The organism is Vibrio sp. 10N.286.51.E5 (assembly GCF_041469125.1).
In the GTDB taxonomy this organism is placed as follows: Bacteria; Pseudomonadota; Gammaproteobacteria; order Enterobacterales; family Vibrionaceae; genus Vibrio; species Vibrio crassostreae_C.
The window spans coordinates 44,102-62,254 of record NZ_JBFRJZ010000008.1; the positions used below are offsets into that span (position 1 = coordinate 44,102).

The 18,153-nt window shown below is 42.2% G+C and carries 20 protein-coding genes; 12 read left to right on the forward strand and 8 right to left on the reverse strand.

The annotated features are described in order from the left end of the window. Window positions 1–301 precede the first annotated feature (301 nt). The 3 genes from AB4161_RS02080 (at window position 302) to AB4161_RS02090 (ending at window position 5,488) form a co-directional block, all read left to right on the forward strand. Window positions 302–3,598: a VPA1262 family protein gene (locus tag AB4161_RS02080; protein WP_102360596.1), complete on the forward strand. Its 3,297-nt coding sequence runs from the start codon at window positions 302–304 to the stop codon at window positions 3,596–3,598. 263 nt (window positions 3,599–3,861) lie between these two features. After that, window positions 3,862–4,770, forward strand: coding sequence for a hypothetical protein (locus tag AB4161_RS02085; RefSeq protein WP_102360597.1), 909 nt, complete (start codon window positions 3,862–3,864; stop codon window positions 4,768–4,770). 145 nt (window positions 4,771–4,915) lie between these two features. Beyond that, a complete protein-coding gene (locus tag AB4161_RS02090) occupies window positions 4,916–5,488 on the forward strand; it encodes a hypothetical protein (RefSeq protein WP_198591233.1) in 573 nt (190 codons plus the stop codon). A 534-nt stretch (window positions 5,489–6,022) separates the two neighbouring features. On the opposite strand, the gene AB4161_RS02095 is transcribed toward AB4161_RS02090, so the two are convergent. Both AB4161_RS02095 and AB4161_RS02100 read right to left on the reverse strand, forming a co-directional pair. Then, a complete protein-coding gene (locus AB4161_RS02095; protein WP_154723876.1) occupies window positions 6,023–6,475 on the reverse strand; it encodes a hypothetical protein in 453 nt (150 codons plus the stop codon). Between the two features lie 277 nt (window positions 6,476–6,752). Next, a complete protein-coding gene (locus AB4161_RS02100) occupies window positions 6,753–7,097 on the reverse strand; it encodes a hypothetical protein (protein ID WP_102305694.1) in 345 nt (114 codons plus the stop codon). 303 nt (window positions 7,098–7,400) lie between these two features. Here AB4161_RS02100 and AB4161_RS02105 point away from each other — a divergent pair, with 303 nt between their 5' ends. From AB4161_RS02105 to AB4161_RS02115, 3 genes are all read left to right on the forward strand, one after another. After that, entirely contained in the window at window positions 7,401–7,655 is a 255-nt protein-coding gene (locus tag AB4161_RS02105) for a hypothetical protein (protein ID WP_102305693.1), read from the forward strand. A gap of 212 nt (window positions 7,656–7,867) precedes the next feature. Continuing rightward, window positions 7,868–8,110, forward strand: a complete 243-nt coding sequence (locus AB4161_RS02110) for a hypothetical protein (protein ID WP_102305692.1) — start codon at window positions 7,868–7,870, stop codon at window positions 8,108–8,110. A 1-nt stretch (window position 8,111) separates the two neighbouring features. Then, the gene (locus AB4161_RS02115; RefSeq protein WP_154723877.1) at window positions 8,112–8,573 is read left to right on the forward strand and encodes a hypothetical protein; all 462 of its coding nucleotides are present in this window, start codon (window positions 8,112–8,114) and stop codon (window positions 8,571–8,573) included. A gap of 294 nt (window positions 8,574–8,867) precedes the next feature. Here the strand turns inward: AB4161_RS02115 and AB4161_RS02120 are convergent, their stop codons facing one another. The 4 genes from AB4161_RS02120 to AB4161_RS02135 form a co-directional block, all read right to left on the reverse strand. Further along, entirely contained in the window at window positions 8,868–9,155 is a 288-nt protein-coding gene (locus AB4161_RS02120) for a hypothetical protein (RefSeq protein ID WP_154723878.1), read from the reverse strand. A 16-nt stretch (window positions 9,156–9,171) separates the two neighbouring features. Next, the gene (locus AB4161_RS02125) at window positions 9,172–9,567 is read right to left on the reverse strand and encodes a hypothetical protein (protein ID WP_154723879.1); all 396 of its coding nucleotides are present in this window, start codon (window positions 9,565–9,567) and stop codon (window positions 9,172–9,174) included. A 512-nt stretch (window positions 9,568–10,079) separates the two neighbouring features. Then, window positions 10,080–11,906 carry a DNA cytosine methyltransferase gene (locus AB4161_RS02130; protein ID WP_372082672.1) on the reverse strand — a complete coding sequence of 609 codons (1,827 nt, stop codon included), beginning with the start codon at window positions 11,904–11,906 and terminating at the stop codon, window positions 10,080–10,082. Window positions 11,907–12,331: 425 nt separating this feature from the next. Then, window positions 12,332–12,676 carry a DUF3085 domain-containing protein gene (locus AB4161_RS02135; protein ID WP_136987140.1) on the reverse strand — a complete coding sequence of 115 codons (345 nt, stop codon included), beginning with the start codon at window positions 12,674–12,676 and terminating at the stop codon, window positions 12,332–12,334. Between the two features lie 305 nt (window positions 12,677–12,981). On the opposite strand from AB4161_RS02135, the gene AB4161_RS02140 reads away from it, so the two are divergent. From AB4161_RS02140 to AB4161_RS02155, 4 genes are all read left to right on the forward strand, one after another. Beyond that, complete coding sequence (locus AB4161_RS02140; RefSeq protein ID WP_136987139.1) at window positions 12,982–13,350, forward strand: hypothetical protein; 369 nt, start codon at window positions 12,982–12,984, stop codon at window positions 13,348–13,350. 83 nt (window positions 13,351–13,433) lie between these two features. Then, window positions 13,434–13,649 (forward strand): hypothetical protein, encoded by a 216-nt coding sequence (locus tag AB4161_RS02145; protein ID WP_136987138.1) that lies wholly within the window; start codon window positions 13,434–13,436, stop codon window positions 13,647–13,649. 14 nt (window positions 13,650–13,663) lie between these two features. After that, window positions 13,664–14,149 carry a hypothetical protein gene (locus AB4161_RS02150; RefSeq protein WP_136987137.1) on the forward strand — a complete coding sequence of 162 codons (486 nt, stop codon included), beginning with the start codon at window positions 13,664–13,666 and terminating at the stop codon, window positions 14,147–14,149. Then, window positions 14,146–14,823, forward strand: a complete 678-nt coding sequence (locus tag AB4161_RS02155; RefSeq protein WP_372082674.1) for a hypothetical protein — start codon at window positions 14,146–14,148, stop codon at window positions 14,821–14,823. Before AB4161_RS02150 ends, AB4161_RS02155 begins: the two co-directional genes overlap by 4 nt. A gap of 73 nt (window positions 14,824–14,896) precedes the next feature. Here the strand turns inward: AB4161_RS02155 and AB4161_RS02160 are convergent, their stop codons facing one another. Beyond that, complete coding sequence (locus tag AB4161_RS02160; RefSeq protein WP_102305682.1) at window positions 14,897–15,199, reverse strand: hypothetical protein; 303 nt, start codon at window positions 15,197–15,199, stop codon at window positions 14,897–14,899. 768 nt (window positions 15,200–15,967) lie between these two features. On the opposite strand from AB4161_RS02160, the gene AB4161_RS02165 reads away from it, so the two are divergent. Continuing rightward, complete coding sequence (locus AB4161_RS02165) at window positions 15,968–16,456, forward strand: DUF4262 domain-containing protein (RefSeq protein ID WP_162299039.1); 489 nt, start codon at window positions 15,968–15,970, stop codon at window positions 16,454–16,456. Between the two features lie 65 nt (window positions 16,457–16,521). Continuing rightward, window positions 16,522–17,031 carry a hypothetical protein gene (locus AB4161_RS02170; protein WP_154723883.1) on the forward strand — a complete coding sequence of 170 codons (510 nt, stop codon included), beginning with the start codon at window positions 16,522–16,524 and terminating at the stop codon, window positions 17,029–17,031. Between the two features lie 64 nt (window positions 17,032–17,095). On the opposite strand, the gene AB4161_RS02175 is transcribed toward AB4161_RS02170, so the two are convergent. Further along, the gene (locus tag AB4161_RS02175; protein ID WP_154723884.1) at window positions 17,096–17,773 is read right to left on the reverse strand and encodes a hypothetical protein; all 678 of its coding nucleotides are present in this window, start codon (window positions 17,771–17,773) and stop codon (window positions 17,096–17,098) included. Window positions 17,774–18,153 lie beyond the last annotated feature (380 nt).

An 18,153-nucleotide genomic window follows, 5' to 3' on the forward strand; every position in this document is an offset into this window, starting at 1 on the left:
TAATGCATTCCTGTCCAGAGGCTTCATCGACCTGAAGTTTTACTCGCGGCACTTTTCTTAAAAAGTGCCAGCTAGCTCAGATCTGCCCAAACCTTCTTACGACCAGTTTGCTCTCCTATAAAGTGAGCTAATGCATCGTGGTCTTGTACCTCAAATTGGCCACGGCTTACTCCGTGATGATTGTTTTAGGCGTTAGCATTATGAGGTAACGTGAAGGTGCTCATACATTTGACATACATATACCGTGTATTATTCCAAATTAAATTCTAACAATTTAGTCACCACATAGGGATGGACAACTATGATCAAAAGTCAAGACTCTATGCCATTCGAACTTGACTCTATCTTGAACGATAAACGCATCGAAAGGTTATTTTCAGAGGAGTACCCATGTGCTCTACAGCTCTGGTTATTACGAATCGAAGGTGTTGATTTTATTGACAACCGAGTCATTTATGGACGACTGCTACCTTACAGCTTTGACAATAACTTGTGGTCATTTAGTGACAATGAAAACTTTAAGGCCTTCTCCAGTTACCGAGCGCAAGTCAAAAAGATTAATTTGTATGTGAAAGGAGCTAAAGCCAAAAATGTTATTGAGAGGCTTTGTTCAGGAGATACCCTTCGAAACATTAACGAAGCATGTGGACTGGGCTTTGGGCAGGACAAGATTGGCGACCTATTTGGTGATGTGAAACTCAGTCATGAAGAGCTTATATATAAGCCTCTTGCATATTTGATTAATCAGGATGCTCATCCAATGGGGACTATTGCTAGCCCTCATGGAGGAGCTGGAGGGCTATGTTCTTCTATTGTTCAAAGCAATAAGCAAGAACTATTTGTTGTTCAAGGTGACTATAACGCTGACTTAACCGCGATGGTTATTGAACAATTAAATCAAGACACGGGATTGAAGTTTGAGGACCGTGACCTACAACGGTTTGGTGACATTGAACTCATGATTCTCCCTTCAATTAACGAGCAAGAGAGTTCATTAAAGAATGTTCGATGGTCGAATGATAAAGACGAAGTTCATGTTAGTCTAACACCGACTCAGATTCGTCAATACACTCGCTTTCAGTTCAATTTACGTATTGAGAACGATGGGCAGCTTCTCTATTCATCACTTAAGGTAGCTACCCAAAATGACGACGGTAACTATGAATGCACTTTTGAGACTAGCACTGATCTTCACTCCATTGCCGACTCGATGTCATTGGACATTTATGGTGGAAATAGTATAAAAGATGAACTAATTCTTTGTGATCGTTGGACTTCCCATTTTATTAGGGAGATGAATTTTCAACTAAGTATAGTCAGTGGATCTTCTGAATTTAACAAGTTTGAGTGGTTAGAGAAAACAGTAACTCCTCAGATGTCAGACCGTGTTGCGAAAGTACTATCGATAAAGAATAATAATTCTCCTATGCGAAACAATGTGACGACTAGGAAAACAGACTCTTGGGTTACGATAAACCGTTCTTTGAGAAAAACATTTGACCGCATTCATCCTAAAAAGTCAGACGGTGCTTTCTTCCTTAAATGGGGTATGAGCTCTGGTGAAGGTAGACTTCAGTTCACTGAATGGTTTAAATCTCTAGCACAAACTAACCAAGACAATTCAATTACGATTTTTGACCCGTATTTTGAAGACGCTGGATTAGCTCTAATACTATTGAGTTCAGCTCCTAATTCTGACTATACGATTTTTAGAACGAATCATAAGAAAGATGGTGACACAGCTACTAAAGGGCTTGAAACATTATTGCGAGCGTGTAGCCATAATCAAAAGCTAATGCAGCAAAAAACCGTGAATATCTACGGTGTTCGTGATGGCAGTTTACACGATCGATACATACTAGTGACAGATGGTAATGGGCTTCCTGTCAAAGGCTACCATCTATCAAATTCCTTCCAAAGCGCTAACGAGAACTTCCCGTTACTTATTACTCCGATACCTACAGATGTGTTGTATAAGGTTGTTGAATATAAGAACAGCTTACTATCTGCTTCTAACGAGAAAGTCTCCCATCTCTACAACTCAAAAACATGTGAGTTTCACGCGGTTGAATCAGGTAAAAATGATGAGCTCTTTGATAGTGATGTGATAGGCGATATCTTATCTCATTGGCTCAATGAACCGCTGTTAAAGGGGCTAAAAGGGAATGAATTAACTAGTAAGCTAAGAGAGCAAGGCCTATATCATGATGACTTCCCTCACGCTATAGACCCACGTGGACTTAAGTCCTTTATAGATGCTACCAACTTATCTAAGGTTGATCTTAGCATTTACTGGGAGGAGATCGGTGTGGTCTTATCCCGTACAGTTTCTAAATGCCACGATGTTGATTATTTCTCATCAAATTCGAGCTTTTTGAGTTCACTTGCCAGTATCTTGGATGCAACATTCAACAGAGCGAGTGATGAAAGTAACAAACATGAACTATCTGTAATTTCCCCTAGTTATTTCCACCAAACGTTGTCTGAATTACTAAGTAGTTCAACAGCACCTCATCATTTTTCACTTGGGATCAAACAGTCACTTCTTACTTGGGGAGATTACTTCTGCATTCAATATTTATGGGCATATGACCCCACTTCTTTAGTTAAGATTGTGGATGTTCAGGTGCAGGAGATAAGCAAAGATTTTATTGAGAAAGACAGTATACGTTTATCTGTACTAGGACAGATACTGCGAGAAATGTCACAGACAATTGAGCTTGGACAGACAAACGATCTTCAATTAAAAGCTCTTTTACGCAGCAATAACGAATTTTTGAAGTGGCTGGGATGGTGTGCACTGGAGAAGCAAGTCATCTCTTCATGTGATCTGTGCATCATTGATACTTTACCAAGCCATGAGCAATGTATCTTCATTGGCTGGTTGATAAATCGTAATTCTAAAGTTGAACAAGACACGGAGTCATTCAATAAATTGGTTAAAGAGCTTCACCAACGCCTTCCTAATAAGTTAGATCTACCCCAATTAAAAAGTACAATTGACTCGATGCTAGGGCGTATGAAGCAATTGTCTTGGGCTGAACCTTGGATCTCTCGCAAAGTTCTTACCCCTCTACTCGAAGATGACAGAGTGTTATTCGGAGATGCTAGTCAGATTTGGCATGAAGAGCTTATTAATTTGCTCGAACCAAAAACTTCCACAAGCTCGCGCTTGTTCAATTCCTCCCGCGAAGGCGAAGTGACCAACATAGCAGCTTGGTTATGGACACAGAGCTCAAAAGCTCACCAAAAAAAGTGTCTCAAAAACTTTGAAAGAGTACTGAGAAAGCAAAAGCAAATAATTCAACAGCCATTGGCTAGCAGTGCAAATTGGTCTAAATGGGATGATGCTTTGAAGGTAGCTTTATGGATATGGCTGTTTGCAGAATGGTGCCAATATTACAACTCAGTTCATAGTGAAGAGAATAGTCAGAAGCTAATACAGCTTTATAGTTCGGCGAAAGAGTTAGCAATGGTAAGATCTGAGTCTGAATGGGAGCCCTTAGGCACAGGAATACAAAGTGAACTGTTTCTTGCAAGAAAGTGGGTTTCTGAACAGATAGATAACATTGAATCACAACTAGTTGAATCAATTTAAACCCTCTCATTGTAGTGGCCAAAAATATTTGGCCACGTACTTGCAAGTTCACCATACATAAGCCAATCCGTATTTCGCTGTTTAGCAAACCGGAAACACTTTTTGCCCCAAGATGAGCCAGATAGGAATTGAACTCAGGCTAAAAATCAGGATCTTTCCTTATTTTTCAGTTGGTTAAATAATGATCTTGGGATGTGCTGAAAGTGTAAATTCGTGCCTGCACGATATTTAAATGTTATGTGGCAGTTGAGCTTGGAGGTTCAGTGTTTTCAGAAATAATAAAATTTTGGGCGTTAAAATACTTCTCTAAGCATATCTGTCCAAAGAAATTTTCATTGTCTTCAGACGAAGCTAAAAAGTATAACTTCTATGAAGTTAGAGTTATTTTCCCAACAGGTAGAGATAAAGTTCTTTACCAATTTATGCCAGAGGACAATGGTGTTGTCCGAAGTGGATTAGTCTCAGGATGCAAGTTTGTTAATCCAGAATTAACTGAAAATTGCTTTGTCTCAGAACATTCGCTCAAAAGAGCCCGATTTGACGTAATCTATTATTTCAAAGGTTGGCGTATAGATGAGCAACATTGTAGTGAAATAACATTGATTAAGTTTGTGCTTTGGCGAGCTTTGTTTCTTATCTATCCATACCTCACATACACAAAACTAAAAAACAAGCTCAATTCATGGCGTGTAACCAAGAGACTTAGAACTCCATTGAAGTCAAAGTATGAAATCTATGAAAGCTTAATGAGTAATGATACGTTCCTAAAAACAGGTCAATTTCGTCAAAGTGACATTGTTAGTGGTCTGTTAGGTGGCAAACATATTGCTAATTTCGATCTAACACGGAAACTATCCAAGTCGTTAGATTGGATACTTGAATCTTCCATTGAAGATGGAGAAATATCCAGAGTTAGTCACGAGCGAGACCATGACCCTCTTTTTAAAATGAAAGGTAAAGGCATTCACTACTTCACGTTGACAAAAGAGCAAATCAAAAATGAAGAGCATAATCGCCTCATACAAAAAGCTCAGGTTAAGATTCAACAGAGAATGTTGTTGCTAACATTTTTGTTAGTGATCGCCACTTTCATAACCACAATTGATAAATTTGATGACCTAATGGAAATAGTTGAAGCTTTCAAGGTGTGGTTCAGTAGGTTCATCGAATAGCCATATAAACAATTTAAGAGTGATTCACAACGCTTGGCATTTTTGCTTCTACTTCAATTTTAGTGTTTACGATACAATGCTTTAGGTTAGGTGGTAGCGTTGCTCACCCCTTAATTGGGCTAGGCTAATAGAGGAAATATCAGCAATGAATAAAATAGAAGGCTCGATTGTAAACGACCGTTATTTAGAATCTATCGCCATAGCTTTATACAACGAAGCAAAAGTTGAAAAAGATGGGTATCGTTTCAAGAAGTTAGTCCCAGCTATGACATTCTATTGTTTCGCTATGGAGTCAAAGCTAAATACCTTCGGAAAAGAGGTGTTTACAAAAAATGCAGAGTTTAAAAAGTTTGGCAACGCTACAATTCAGGGTAAATTTGATTGGCTCCTTTCTCGACTTGGAGTTGATGAAAGAGAGTTAGTTGAGCCTCACCGTGAAACTATTGCCAATATGGTTTCATTCAGGAACTCAGTGGCTCACTCTAAAAACATTGATTTCGAGGATGAGAGAAAACTAATCGGTCTTGAGCAGTTTGGAGACAAATTTGTACATCCTCCAAAACACGAAAAAGACTTTATGGCTCAAAGATCTTTAGAAAGTTGTGAAAGCTATAAAAAGCTTTGGAATTTTTGGATACTGTTTGGTTTGTACAATCACCTAAGTTCTTTGGTTCAGTCGACTTTTCTCGGGGTAGCGGTTTTAGTTGTGCAAAGGTAGTCGACAGAAATTAGCTTAACAAATAAGGATTAGGCGTTGCGCAACCAATGTTAAATCCCGAGTGTTGAACAAGCCTGAAGCCACTTTATTAAGTAAATTATTCGATGATGGTCGAGGGGCATTGCGCCTTGAACTGGTCTATTCACGCATGGCACCAAGTTAGTGACTTTCCATACTTGTAGTTATTCATGAATTGCTAATTTAGCAAAACCACTGGCACAGAAATGTCCAAAAATCTGTTTCAGCAGGAGTAGTGCTTACCCCTAAAAGTTTCAATCTTTAATGTTAAAGTTGCGAACTTTATTGTCTGAGTTTCGATCTTAGTTGTCCACCGACATTTAGGTGAAGGCGCTCAGGGCTGGTGGCTCATACCTGGAGTGGATGTCGAGCGTTGATTCGATGGCAGGCTGTGAGTCTTAAACTCTCTCTGTTGGCCAAGACTCACTTTATTTCTTCCACCAGCATGCATCACGGCTACGTAATAGAGTTTATTTTCGCACGAAACGGGGAGCACTTGAGAGATTAGATAGCCATTCAGAGCTCCTGAATCTTACCTCGATAACACTCGATATCATCCATATCTTCGATACAAATGGCCGCAAATCTGTCCAGATTCAGGTGGGTATAAAGTTCAGTGTCCTTTGTGATTGGGTGCATGACGAAGACCTTTGCCCCAAGAGGTACGATCAATTCACTGTTGTAGATAGTATGATATACCCCTTTTTTTGTTTCTATCGTATATATTTTTCGTTCGAAGGAATCTAACGCTGGTGAAAATTTTTGAGCGTACAATCGTTCGTCTGTGTTCGATTTACTGCTTTGATTAATCAAGGTGTCAACTTGTTCAATGTATTTGTCACTGATATCAGACAGTCCTTTACCCATCCACTTGATACCTCCTAAGAAAGAACAAAAGACGATGATGGCTAGTAGAGCTGGAAGGTATAGGTTTACAGCGAGTTTTTTGTTAACAAATTGGTTCTTCATAGAGTAAATCCTAATAGACTTTTTTCGATGTTCAAAAAGCAACAATGCAACGAGAAGAGAATTTTTTACAAGTACAAAGCTATATCTTATCGTTGCCAATCTTTTATACATTACCGGACAATTACTATTAGCAATTAGTGACCCAAATTAGGAATATTAATTACCGAATGCAGTCACTTTGATGTGTATAAAAGATCTACATTCAGAAAGGGGGGCTCACCGTCTAAGACGGACATTGGCTCAATACGTATTTGCTGGTGGACGCCCCCATCCGTCATCACGACAACGAAATAGAATGCTCTTTGATGCAATACGAAGCCGTGGTCAGGCTTTCATTCTCCATTTCAAAATACCAATCACAATAGTTCTCCTGCTGATCTTGGCTCGCTTCGTCGAGCATTACTTTTAGCTCATCGCAGTTCATCGACGGACGTTCAAGCTGCTCTTCAACAAAGAGGTCCGGGCAAGAATGGATGATGCGCTGTTTCACGTAATCGAATATGTAACCCAAAGCGTCGGCGTAATTGTTGGAGATGTACGGTTCCAGATCGTTGCTCGATACGCCATCAGACTTGCTTCCGTGATGGTAGTTCGATGAATACACGGTAATGGTTTGGCTCATGCTCTTCTCCCTGTTTTTGAATGACGGTTTATGTACCTGAACTTTTATTCTATGGCTGCACACTATTTTTCCCCCCTTTCGATCAATGTGTGTAGGGCATATATCACTCCAGACCCCAAATGGGGGGCGAGGGAAGTAAGGGGGTGGATACTGGCTATAAGCTTCAACTTGTTGTTCATTCCGGTGACTTCAAGCAATGGGTGGCACCTGATTTCAGTATGACGTTAACCCCCATTCATTGATTTGGTGGTCAAGGTCGCGTCGCGTTAATACAGAGCGCATCCAGAATATAAGGGCTTTACGATGAGCAAGAAAGAGTGGGCTATCTTCAAGACGTGCCGGAAGCGTGATCAAGGTATTCGCGGTTCAGGTAAACCTGAGTTTGTGAATGTCATTGAAAGAGATTTGGGTATCCATGTCAGTCGTGATGCGGCGGTGCGTGCCTTGGTTGTCAACTACTACCCGGAACTCAACGACTCGGATATCGAGCACATTAAGAGGGTATCAAAAGAATTTCTAAGAGGGACAATGGGGCATTACAAGATCATGACCTGTTAGATTGATGTCATTGATTGTCACTGAGGTGATACTGTCTGTGTGAGATGGCACTGCGCTCTCTAAACTCGGCATGCTAACAACGCTCACTCCCCCCAACTCCCCCCGTAAATGCCTCTGAAACCCTAAATTGCTGGCCATCGTCTCGTTCTGGGGGGAAGGCATATTTCATTACGCATAATGAACCTGTCCTCAACCAATAACAGGTTCATATCATGTCAATTAATACAGCAACGAATACAGAAGAAAACACAGCAACGATTTATGAAGTCCTTGATAAAGCCAATCAGTTCACAGGCTTCGGCGTAAGACTGAACGGTCATGCGGCAGATGTGTTCGGTATTGATACCGATGAAAGCTTTGGCCATTCAGAAGAGGCTCATGACTTTGCAGAGCAATGCAAATATGAAGCGGGAGCAACCATTGTTTGGGCCTGCAACAAACCGTGGTGGGCATAGTATGAGTATTCAAGCGAGTCCAGAAATGGCGAAAATGATCTGCGTTAATCCTGACCACATGGAGGGGGTCACGGTGACTGACCTTCCTAATGACAAATTGGCCGTCATAGAGCAAGTAACAATTCCGTCGTTTTGCTATGACAACAGCGCTCTGGCTTTGAATTTACTGAATGCAGACTGTGTGGTTTACGGGGTTGCGATGGTGAATTGTGGCGGCACTTGGCTACCGATAGAACACTGCTGGCTCAAACTGGCTGATGGCGACTATGTAGACCCTACCTATCAAGTATTGGCTAAACTTAACGAGCGAAAGTATGAAGTTATCTATTACAAACTCTTTGAAATAACATCAGATTTGATGAGTGAAATGAAACAGGCTTATGGTGAACTGAGTCGCTTTGTTGGCGTAGAGATGATGTGGTTCCGACGCTCGACGGCGTATCGACAATATTTTCTAGGTTGATTGTTGGTGACAGGGCTTTTTAGAGTGAATTATTATGCAACTATATTCATTCATTTGATTGTCATTCAGAGGATTTGGGGGTATAACCCCGTGTATTTTTTAACCAATTCGGTGTGTAAGAAATCCAATTGCATAAACTGTGCATATTTTGACCTGCTATTTCCGCTTGATTACGTTCCCTCACTGTCTTTCCATGACAACACCGTTTCTTTGCATTGCTTCAAGTGAAGTTGTCATACCTTTCCTCTATCATCTGAATAGTATTCGCGCTCGTGTTCCCAATGTGGCTTAGGTTTAAGCGTTCTGTGTTTGGTTTGTGGTACTGAGAGCGGCTGTTGGGTCATACGGGAATGGATGTGCTGGTCTTTCAAAGTACCTATGAAATTCGTCCATGATAACGATGGGCTTTCCCGCACGTTTGTTCTTAAAGAAGGCACCTCGGGGGAGTTGGTCATTTGGGTGGAGTTTGTGCTGCCACTCTTTAAACGCTGCCGTTTTTAATCGATACGCTTTGTCTTGTTCGGCTTTTGCAATGATATGTTTTAGTTGTGCCGCAGTTGGGCTTGTTTGTGTATGTAACATGGCAAGTTCCTTATCGCTAGTTCGTTAGTGAGTCGTCCAGCAATGACAATGGCCAAGCATACGACTCGATTTGTTGGACGGCGACTTCAATGTTGTTATGCAGCTCTTCTAAACCCATCGATTTCGCACAGCGCTCTTTGGTGACAAGGAAATCTTCTAGTTTGGCCGCTGCTAAGGATTGTTCGAGGTTATCTCTGGTAACCTGTTTGCCATGATTTAAGCAATTCTCTCGATACTCGGCCACCAGCACGATATCAGCTGGGTGAGAGGTGATCCAATTTTCAATGACTGACATTTCAAGGTGGGTTTTACTCGCCATGAGTTGACCTAATTGACCGAATGATACGAGGATTATCGTTACAGAGAACGCGAGCACTGATTTTAGGGTAAAGCTCGTAATTTTCTTTAGCATTGTGATGTCTCCAATTTCTGACGATATCCATTTATAACAAGAAGGGCTCGGTGAAATTTCAATTAGCCGCAGAGATTCCTGCCTTTATTTGCAGTAAAGTTCGGTGACTTGTGCATCCTCGATGTCCTCCCAGGATCTTGAAACGGGTTTTGGCTCGGATAGGATATCGTAGGTGCCATCGTAACGTTGCTTGGCGGCGTAACCGATGTAGGGCTCACCGATACGTGGTTTGCTATGTGATTCACTGTATGGATTGACTGGCTTGTAAGGTCGGCTGTTGAATGGCATACCCAAAATATCTCAGTCTTGATCGATGAGTCCGAGAAATTGATTGTTATCGTAGTGGACAGATACCACTGAAACGGCCATTAAGCTTGTCGAGATTTTGATTTCGCATTGAAGCTGTGTTGCCATGTGAACTCCGTATGTCCGTGATGGTGTTACATTGTTTTGGCTTTCGGTGACTAGCGACCAACTAGGCCGCTAGTTCATGGGTACTGGAGACGACGGTATTAAGCGGCTATTGGTAAAGCGTAGTTCATCGGTATGTGCTTGATATTGGCCGAAACCAATGCTTTTGCCACGGGAGGACAAACAGAATTACCACAGCGTGCGACCTGTTTGGCTTTGCTGATTTTCTTTCCATTTTGGTCAAATTGAAATTGATAGTCTTTTGGAAAGCCTTGAGCCAAGAAGAGTTCATGGGGCTCTAGCATTCTCATACCGATATCGATCACTCGATAGATAGCACCGTGCATCTTAACCATCACTTCGCCCCGCACGACAACGAGCCCAAAGCGCTCTTTGGTGGTTAACGTGTGAACTGGCGTAGTGATGTCAGTGCCGAAATTAGAACCAAAATACTTAATGAGAAAGCTGTTGACGATCCCTAAGTGATTGCCACCAGCGCTCACTGTATGAGCCGGTTCACTCACTGTATGCCCAAGATTGGTGCCTCTCATCTTAATAACGTGACTGGTAGTAACTGTGTCCACGTCTTGACCAAACAGGCGTTCATATTCAGCGCGTGTCCCTCCCCATCTTTCAGTAGATTGAATCCATTCTTCATAGGTGGGAATAATCGATTTTTCGACGTTCGCTGTCACTAATGCGTTGTGGTCGACGCCTGTGATCGTCGCTAACGGATCATTGATATCGGCACCAGAACATCCTGAAAAATGTTTGGCCATGAACGCTAACAACTCTTGGTTGTTGTCCTTGACCGATGGCGAGTCATTATTTTGCTCATTGGGGAATGCTTGCTCTAAATCTGCTGACACAACAGCAAAATGCCCCCCTTTCACCTGAGCGCAAATGGTTCTTAACGGCTCATCGATTGGCATATTGCGTTGACTGCTCGCATTGGCGTGTTCGGTAATGAATGGTCGTTGGTTTTTGTGCTCGACGATATAAGGCGCATCAGAATCAAAAACGAATTTTTGTAACCCCTTGGCGATACGAGCCATGGTTTTCTCTACCAATGGCTTTTTACGATTGAATATGGATTTTACAGGGATAGTCCAATCAATCACGTCGGCAGCAACCTTTTGTGGGGCTAATTGATTATTGATTGCTGGATCACCGTGACTGACTTCTGGCCATTCAATCGGTTGTCCGTCATTTCTCATGACCATAAACAAACGCTTTCTAATCGTTGGTACGCCGTAGTCACTTGCCACTAGTTCACGGAAATCAACATCGTACTGGAGCCCTTTGAACAGTTTGAGCTTCTGCTTAATGTCGTATTGAATCCCACAAGCAAGTACGCATTCTTTCCACGACGGGTCACGAGGGGATAACCCTACCGTCAGCGCTTTGGTGAAATCTCTGAATGTCTCTCCCTTACGATCAGGATCTGGTCGCCAGTCGCCGTGCTCATCTTGTAATAAGGGACCCCAAGTGCTGAATTCTTTAACGTTCTCAAGAAAATTAACGCGAATTGGGACCCGTAGCGCCCACTTGATGACAACCCAAGCTAACCCACGTATTGCTTGCTTGACGGGCGTACCTCCTTTCGCAATCGAGAAATGGGTGCAATCGGGTGACCACCAAGCCAATCCGATAGAATCACCTCCACTGCGAAGTAAGGCTTCTTCAGGGTCAACATCCCAGATGTTTTCACAGTAATGCTGCGCGTTGGGATGGTTCATTTTGTGCATGTTGATCGCGTCCAAATTGTGATTAATCGCGATGTCGACTGAGCACTCTAACGCTTGTTCGATACCGGTACTGGCACCTCCGCCTCCCGCAAATGAATCAAGTACCACTTCTCCCTTTAATAACCCAAAGGCTTTACCCATACTTTTTGTTATCTGGTTGTTGTTCATTAGGGTTCCCATGGTTGACCTCCTAGTTGGACATTATTATTCGGCTGATATTGAGCACAGTCAGCTGCTGAATGAATAATTTAGCTCGCCATAGTGAGCTATCCCCCCATTTCTTTGTTCGCTGGGGATTGGATAATGGCTTGTGCGATTTTAGGGGGGAGGTGAGGGTCATAGTTCAGTATCTGCACTACTCAGTGTGGTGTACTCATTCTTAAAGCCGTACTGTCAACTGGCTATGGCCGTAGGCGGTTTTGCGGGAGGCAAGAGGTAGGGGTCACATTGCAAATCCTGAACGCAGCCCTGAGTTCTAATCGATCGTGAAAAAGCGATATTTATAGTGGGAACGCATGTGCGGGTAGTGCGACTCCACTATAAATAAATCAATCGCTGTGCTCACAACGCCGTATGTCAAAATACTTCAACACTGCCACTCTTTACTAGACGATGAACGTCAGTTCGGTTTCAGTGATTTTCACTTTAAGATTCTTCCAAGAGTTGTCAGCTAAGGTCTTCTCAATCGTGCCTAAAGGGAGGTGTTCGCCAAAATCGTCGCCACCTGCGATGTCCCTTGAATTATCCCACCACTCATCATCATCCAACTTAGGATCACACCCGTTGGCATATTGAATGTTGTTCTCAAAGTCATTGTTTTTTTGACTGCCAACGGTTTGACCAATGTACAAGCCTTGGTCTTTGGCAAGGAAAAACTGGGTTTTATTGTGCTTCTTACAGAATTGGACAAGTTCTTCCACTTGCTGACGAGTAAAGATTGCGATTCCCATAATGAGTCCCTTTTTTTGTGGATGTCCTATCAAACTACGCGAGCAAATTGGGGGGAGCAAATCAGCACCAGGCGGAAACGGGGGGAGAAATGAACCGAGCAGAAATTATGTGGGGAAACAGTTGGCACCATAAATAGCCTTATTCATTCGTATTGCCATTAAATCAACTTCGTTAATTATCTCTCCCCCGTTTCATTCACTATCCATTGTCATGATTGCCCTGCCAGCCAGTTCGGGGGGAGTGGCATTCAGCTCTCCCTATGATGGGCCATACCTTATGTACCCACATCACTTGGAGATTGACGATGATTAACTCTATCCAAACCGATATCCAAAAGTTCGCTGAAACAAGCAGCATGGAACTCTATCTCTCACTGGCATTATCGACTAGCCATCTTACGAAAGATGACTCCGAACGCTTGAGCGTTTTGGTTCAACAACACAGTAACACCCACACACACGTTCTAGAGCGAGAGTATGGCTACTTTATTAAGCTGCAAGCCGCTGACCCCGATGACTCAATGAGCAGTGAAGGTCTAACCCTCAATACGATGGATGGTATGAGTGACACATTTAATCAAATCATGGCTTGGGCAACGTCCAACCACATCGGCTTAATTGAATTCGACCGAGACGCCAATCAAATCCCTTTGTTTGAGACTTTCGATTGGTAACTGCGGGTACGTTTAACCGCTTGTTCACTGCCAATTCGTTTCATTCCACATCCAGTATCACAACCAACACTAAGGTGATGACCATGACAGACACAATTCAAATGCAAGATATCGACGCGACTCCACAGACCCAAGATCTATTAACGCTCGGTGAGCTTAAGGAATTCATCGACCAGTCACTGGCGAACGGGAGTACAGAGGAATCCATTGTTTACAACACTGGCATTCAAGGTGTTTCAGTGAGGCTCAATGACGCTGGTGGTCTGTGTCTCGACGAATACGGGTATGAGCCCGAATAAAGCCGAGGTGATTTATGAGCATTATTTTGTTTAGCAGCATTAGTCATGGGGTCTTGCGTACCTCATTGTCGAAACAGAGCTACCGAAGTCGTGCAATTTACATGAGCATCGATGGCAAGCCACCTCGGTTTGTCATCAATCACAACGTGTCGTTGGACAACGGTCGTGTCATCCCTATCGATAACCTTGAAGCTGTGAAGCGAATGACTCAACAGTTAGTCGAGACACAAGGGAGGTTCTTCGCGATACATGGCCAGTTCGATGATCCGTTTGCACTGTTAGCGTATATGGATAAGTACCAACTTAGTTTCTCTGAAGATTCCAGACACCTCAAGGTGTCGGTGTCGAGTGAAGGGTTTACCGACATTCGTGGCAACTTAGAGCAGCAGTCTTGTGCATTCAGTTTTCGTTTTTATTGCGATGATGCGCTTGGAGAGTGGCTAGACATGGCGCTGTGCGTTGACCCAAATACGATGAAATATTGGGAGAGAACCGCATGAGTAAGGATCTGAAGAAGCAATTGAATAATGTCATTGAAAGTATGCGGTATCAATTTGGGACCCATTCATTTCTCGATATGTTCATCGACTATTGGTGTTTCTTACATACCGAGATGTACCCACCGAGCGAGACGGTTATTGAACAGTTGTCCGTCCCTGATATCCAGAAGGATTGTCAGCTGATGACGCACTTGATATGCAAGTTGGCCATAGAAGAAGGCGAGACGGATGTTCTTGGGGACTTGTTATCCAAATACTCCAGCTTGGCGCACACCAACGATTTTTTCCCAACACCAATCGCGCTGGCAAAGCTCTTAGCTGGCTTGAATCGCGCAGGTATGAATGAAGATAGTGGGGCAATATCGTTATATGAACCTTGTGTGGGTTCTGGGGCTGTCACCCTGTCGTTCATCGAAAATGAATACTTTGATCACCTCGACAAATCGAGCCCTTTGGACCACTTAACGGTGTGTGTCGAAGAGATATCTGAACTGTTATGCAAGGCATTTTTAATTCAATTGCTTTTGAAGTTACAGCATCTTGAGTATGTAGGGGGAAACCTGCGCTTCCGGCCAGCGTCGTCATTCAGCAGATCGATGTCATTTCAAGAAAACAAAGAAAGGTCTGTTTTAATATGGAATCACCGGAGGGTTAGAAAGAAACCATGTATATGACATGAAATCGGGTAGGGACAGGCAAAGAAAAAGCCCAAATATCGGTGAGATGTTTGGGCTTTTACGCGTTCAGTTAATGCAGCGTGACCAATTGGTTAGATTCCGTTGGCGCGTATTTCATTAACCAATTTTTATAAATGAAGTAAGAAGAAACGGTCGACACATATTCGTCATTCTTTGACGCCCATTCTTGATACGTTAAGTTTAAAGAAGCGGTTTTCTTTGCCGCACAATACTCTGCTTTCAAAAAGGATTTCAACGACTCAAAACTGAAATCGAGGATCTGATAATGTTCCAAAAACATAATGATGTTTTCATCAAATGTTTCAAATGGATTCGATGTGGTGTTTAACTCGTGCGTATGATGTAGTTGCATAATATTAACTTAGTATTCTTATCTTTAGTTAAACCAAACTTTCGAATGGCTATAAATGTTTAGGAAATGCGTAGACGTACACTCCTTTACTTTTGATATATCTACTGTTTGCAACGTTTGACGTAGTTAGTTTTTTCTTTTCTTAAAACCTTCGGTAAAACAAGGCTTTAAAACAACCACATTCGCTATAAAAATGTGAGTGCTCTTATTATTATTTTTGTTATCAAATTATAGCATTTTTTAGTTTTTGGACTTGTTGCTACTGTCGTACAGTGTCCGTCCATGTAAAACAGTATGCAGATGAGTGTGGTACAATATGTCAATTAACGGAAAGAATTTTAAGACTTAGTATAAAATTTTGAATAAAGGTAACAATATACTAAACCATTAAAGTTTCCGTTAACTCGAAACAAAACCATTCTATCAATTATTAACGCCTTGCTAAGTGGCAAATGATAATGCACTCAATTGCATTAATATCTGTTTACCAAGATCCCCTGAATTCTTCAACAAAATTTGGTATGTTTTGGATTGATTCTCATAATGGAGACTTTATTACATTTTCATTTGGAATCTTCATTCAAGTAAATTGTGCAACGGTGAAATCTAATGAGTCATGTTTCATGGCTTTTTGACTTGAACGGGTTTCTATTTTACCCCCCGTTTACCCACTGAACCCTTTTGAACTATCGGACGATTCAACTATCGGGGGGATACGAAGAAACGGACTTACATAATACTCCCATCCCCACAATGAGAGAGATGATTATGGAACGTTTAAATGTTATGGATTCAGTTGTAGCATCATTAAAAGACGGTGAGGCAACGTTCATTATGACGGCAAGCCCAAAGGGTGAAGAGTATGTGTACTCCGTTGGCGTGTCGGTCAGTACAGATAACGCATTCGAGATCGCCATTACCGGCTTAAGTCCAGAACAAATGCACTTCTTCGGAAACCATTTTGCTCAACACATCAAAGAACGCGTGATTGAGTTAGATGAACCTATCACTTATGTTGAAGAGGTATTCAATGTGCCGGTTGCATTGGTTAAAGTATCTCAAGAGCATATGCATGATGGTACGTTCACCGTTGCTGAAACCACGCTGGACATGACCGACAAGCAAATTCCGATGTTTCAACTGGTTTTACCCGACCCAAATGGCCGCTTTCCGTGGCAAGAGCACGTCGACTCAAAATGGAAAAAGTATCAAAGCATCTTCTTTGATGTGCAACAGATCGAAAACTTATACAACTAGATAGAAGAACATCCATTTCTCCATATTACGACTGTTATTTGACCAAGGATGGACAATTTCAACCCATGAATAGCTATGTATTTCCATGCAGTAAACGGGCGGGATCTTACTTTATTCAGATCCCGACTGTTTGGTCTGAAAAGGCCACTGACAGTGAGTATTTCTCTACCTCTCGTTATCAATCCCCTAAAGCCAGTGCAGAAACATACGTTAAAGCGCAACTCGCGTATATTTATGGCGACATGCGAGCTGCATTAATTCTCGCGTACCCACGATGGGTAAAGAAGCTTAAGTATGGGTGCCAAGTGTCAGTGAGAGAAACACAACGAGTCAGTAGAGGAAAGCCAGACCCAGTATTCGACGTATCTTGGACTGAGTTTACATCTGATGAATTTGGAGTAAGGACGTCGAAGCGGAAGAGAACATCACGGTCTTATAATGTCGAGAATAAAGCAGAAGTTGCACACAACGTAACTTTATTTGTGGCCAGTCTTCGCGCAGAGACAACGGCCAGTGTCCTACACCACTCGGCTCTGAACTTTGAATACGACCTGAGTGAGTTAACGCGCTCTTAGATTAACGAAGATAGGGGATGGGTATTTACATGCGCTGACGATGAACAGTCTCATCAGCTCATGGTTATTGCTCATCTCGGTTATCGTCTACGCAAAAGAACCCTGCTCTTAACTGCGAACACGCTTCCAAGAAAGATTCTGTCTCTTGTCGACTGACATTGTAATCCAGTCTATGGAGTGCCTTGAAGTGGATCTCGCTAATCACATCACAATGCTTAAGAACCCAATCGGGTAACTTGTATTTAATCGAACGCTTCATCGTACTAATACCACCACCCTTTGCGCCGAGTTCTTTCATGCGACTTTCTAGGTATTTACCTTCTGCAACAATCGCAAGAATCCGATCATTGAGTGTGTCAATTGGGTACTCAGGCGGTGAGGCATTCGGCTGGTGGTTTGATGATTGGCACTGAGCGCTACATAAAAGCTCATCTTCTGCTTGGCCTTCTAAATAGCGCTGCAGCTCCACTTCAGGAGAAAAATCCACGATTTGCTTATGATGCTCAGTTAAGTCACCGCTAATGATCCCTCTTGACGCATAGAGGTGCGTCAATTTATCCGCTACCTTCTTGCAGCATTCAGCGTCAAATTTATTGGTTTCATGCTCAGAACATGACATTTTGTGGAAAATCGCATTTACTTCGTCGCGAACATCATTACCGTTAGGTGTAGGAAGCAGATGCGTCAAATTGAGTTCATCAGTGCTTGCTTTGTTGTCACGTCCCTGTTTTTTGTTACTCATAAGCCACCTAACTGCAATAAGATTGGAGTGATAATTTTCTAATAGTTTTGAATATAGTAATTAAGGGATCTGCTATTGGCAAATAGGCATCTTTAATAAACGTCTTACCGGATTATATGCACAATCCCGTGTAATGAAAGGGCTTGCAGCTATCTAACGAGTGAATGCTTTTGTTTATAGAGATATCAATGGCTTAAGCAATTGCTCTAGACAAGTTGATGATTTCATTGACTCAAATCATTCGTTGTTTTGAATCCGGTCACATTTATTGGCACAAGATCAATCTTTGTAGCATTTGCCATTGCGAATAAAAGAAACACAACATACATCACACCCTTCGATTACGTGCTTGTTGGTACTCCACGAACTGAAACGCATCC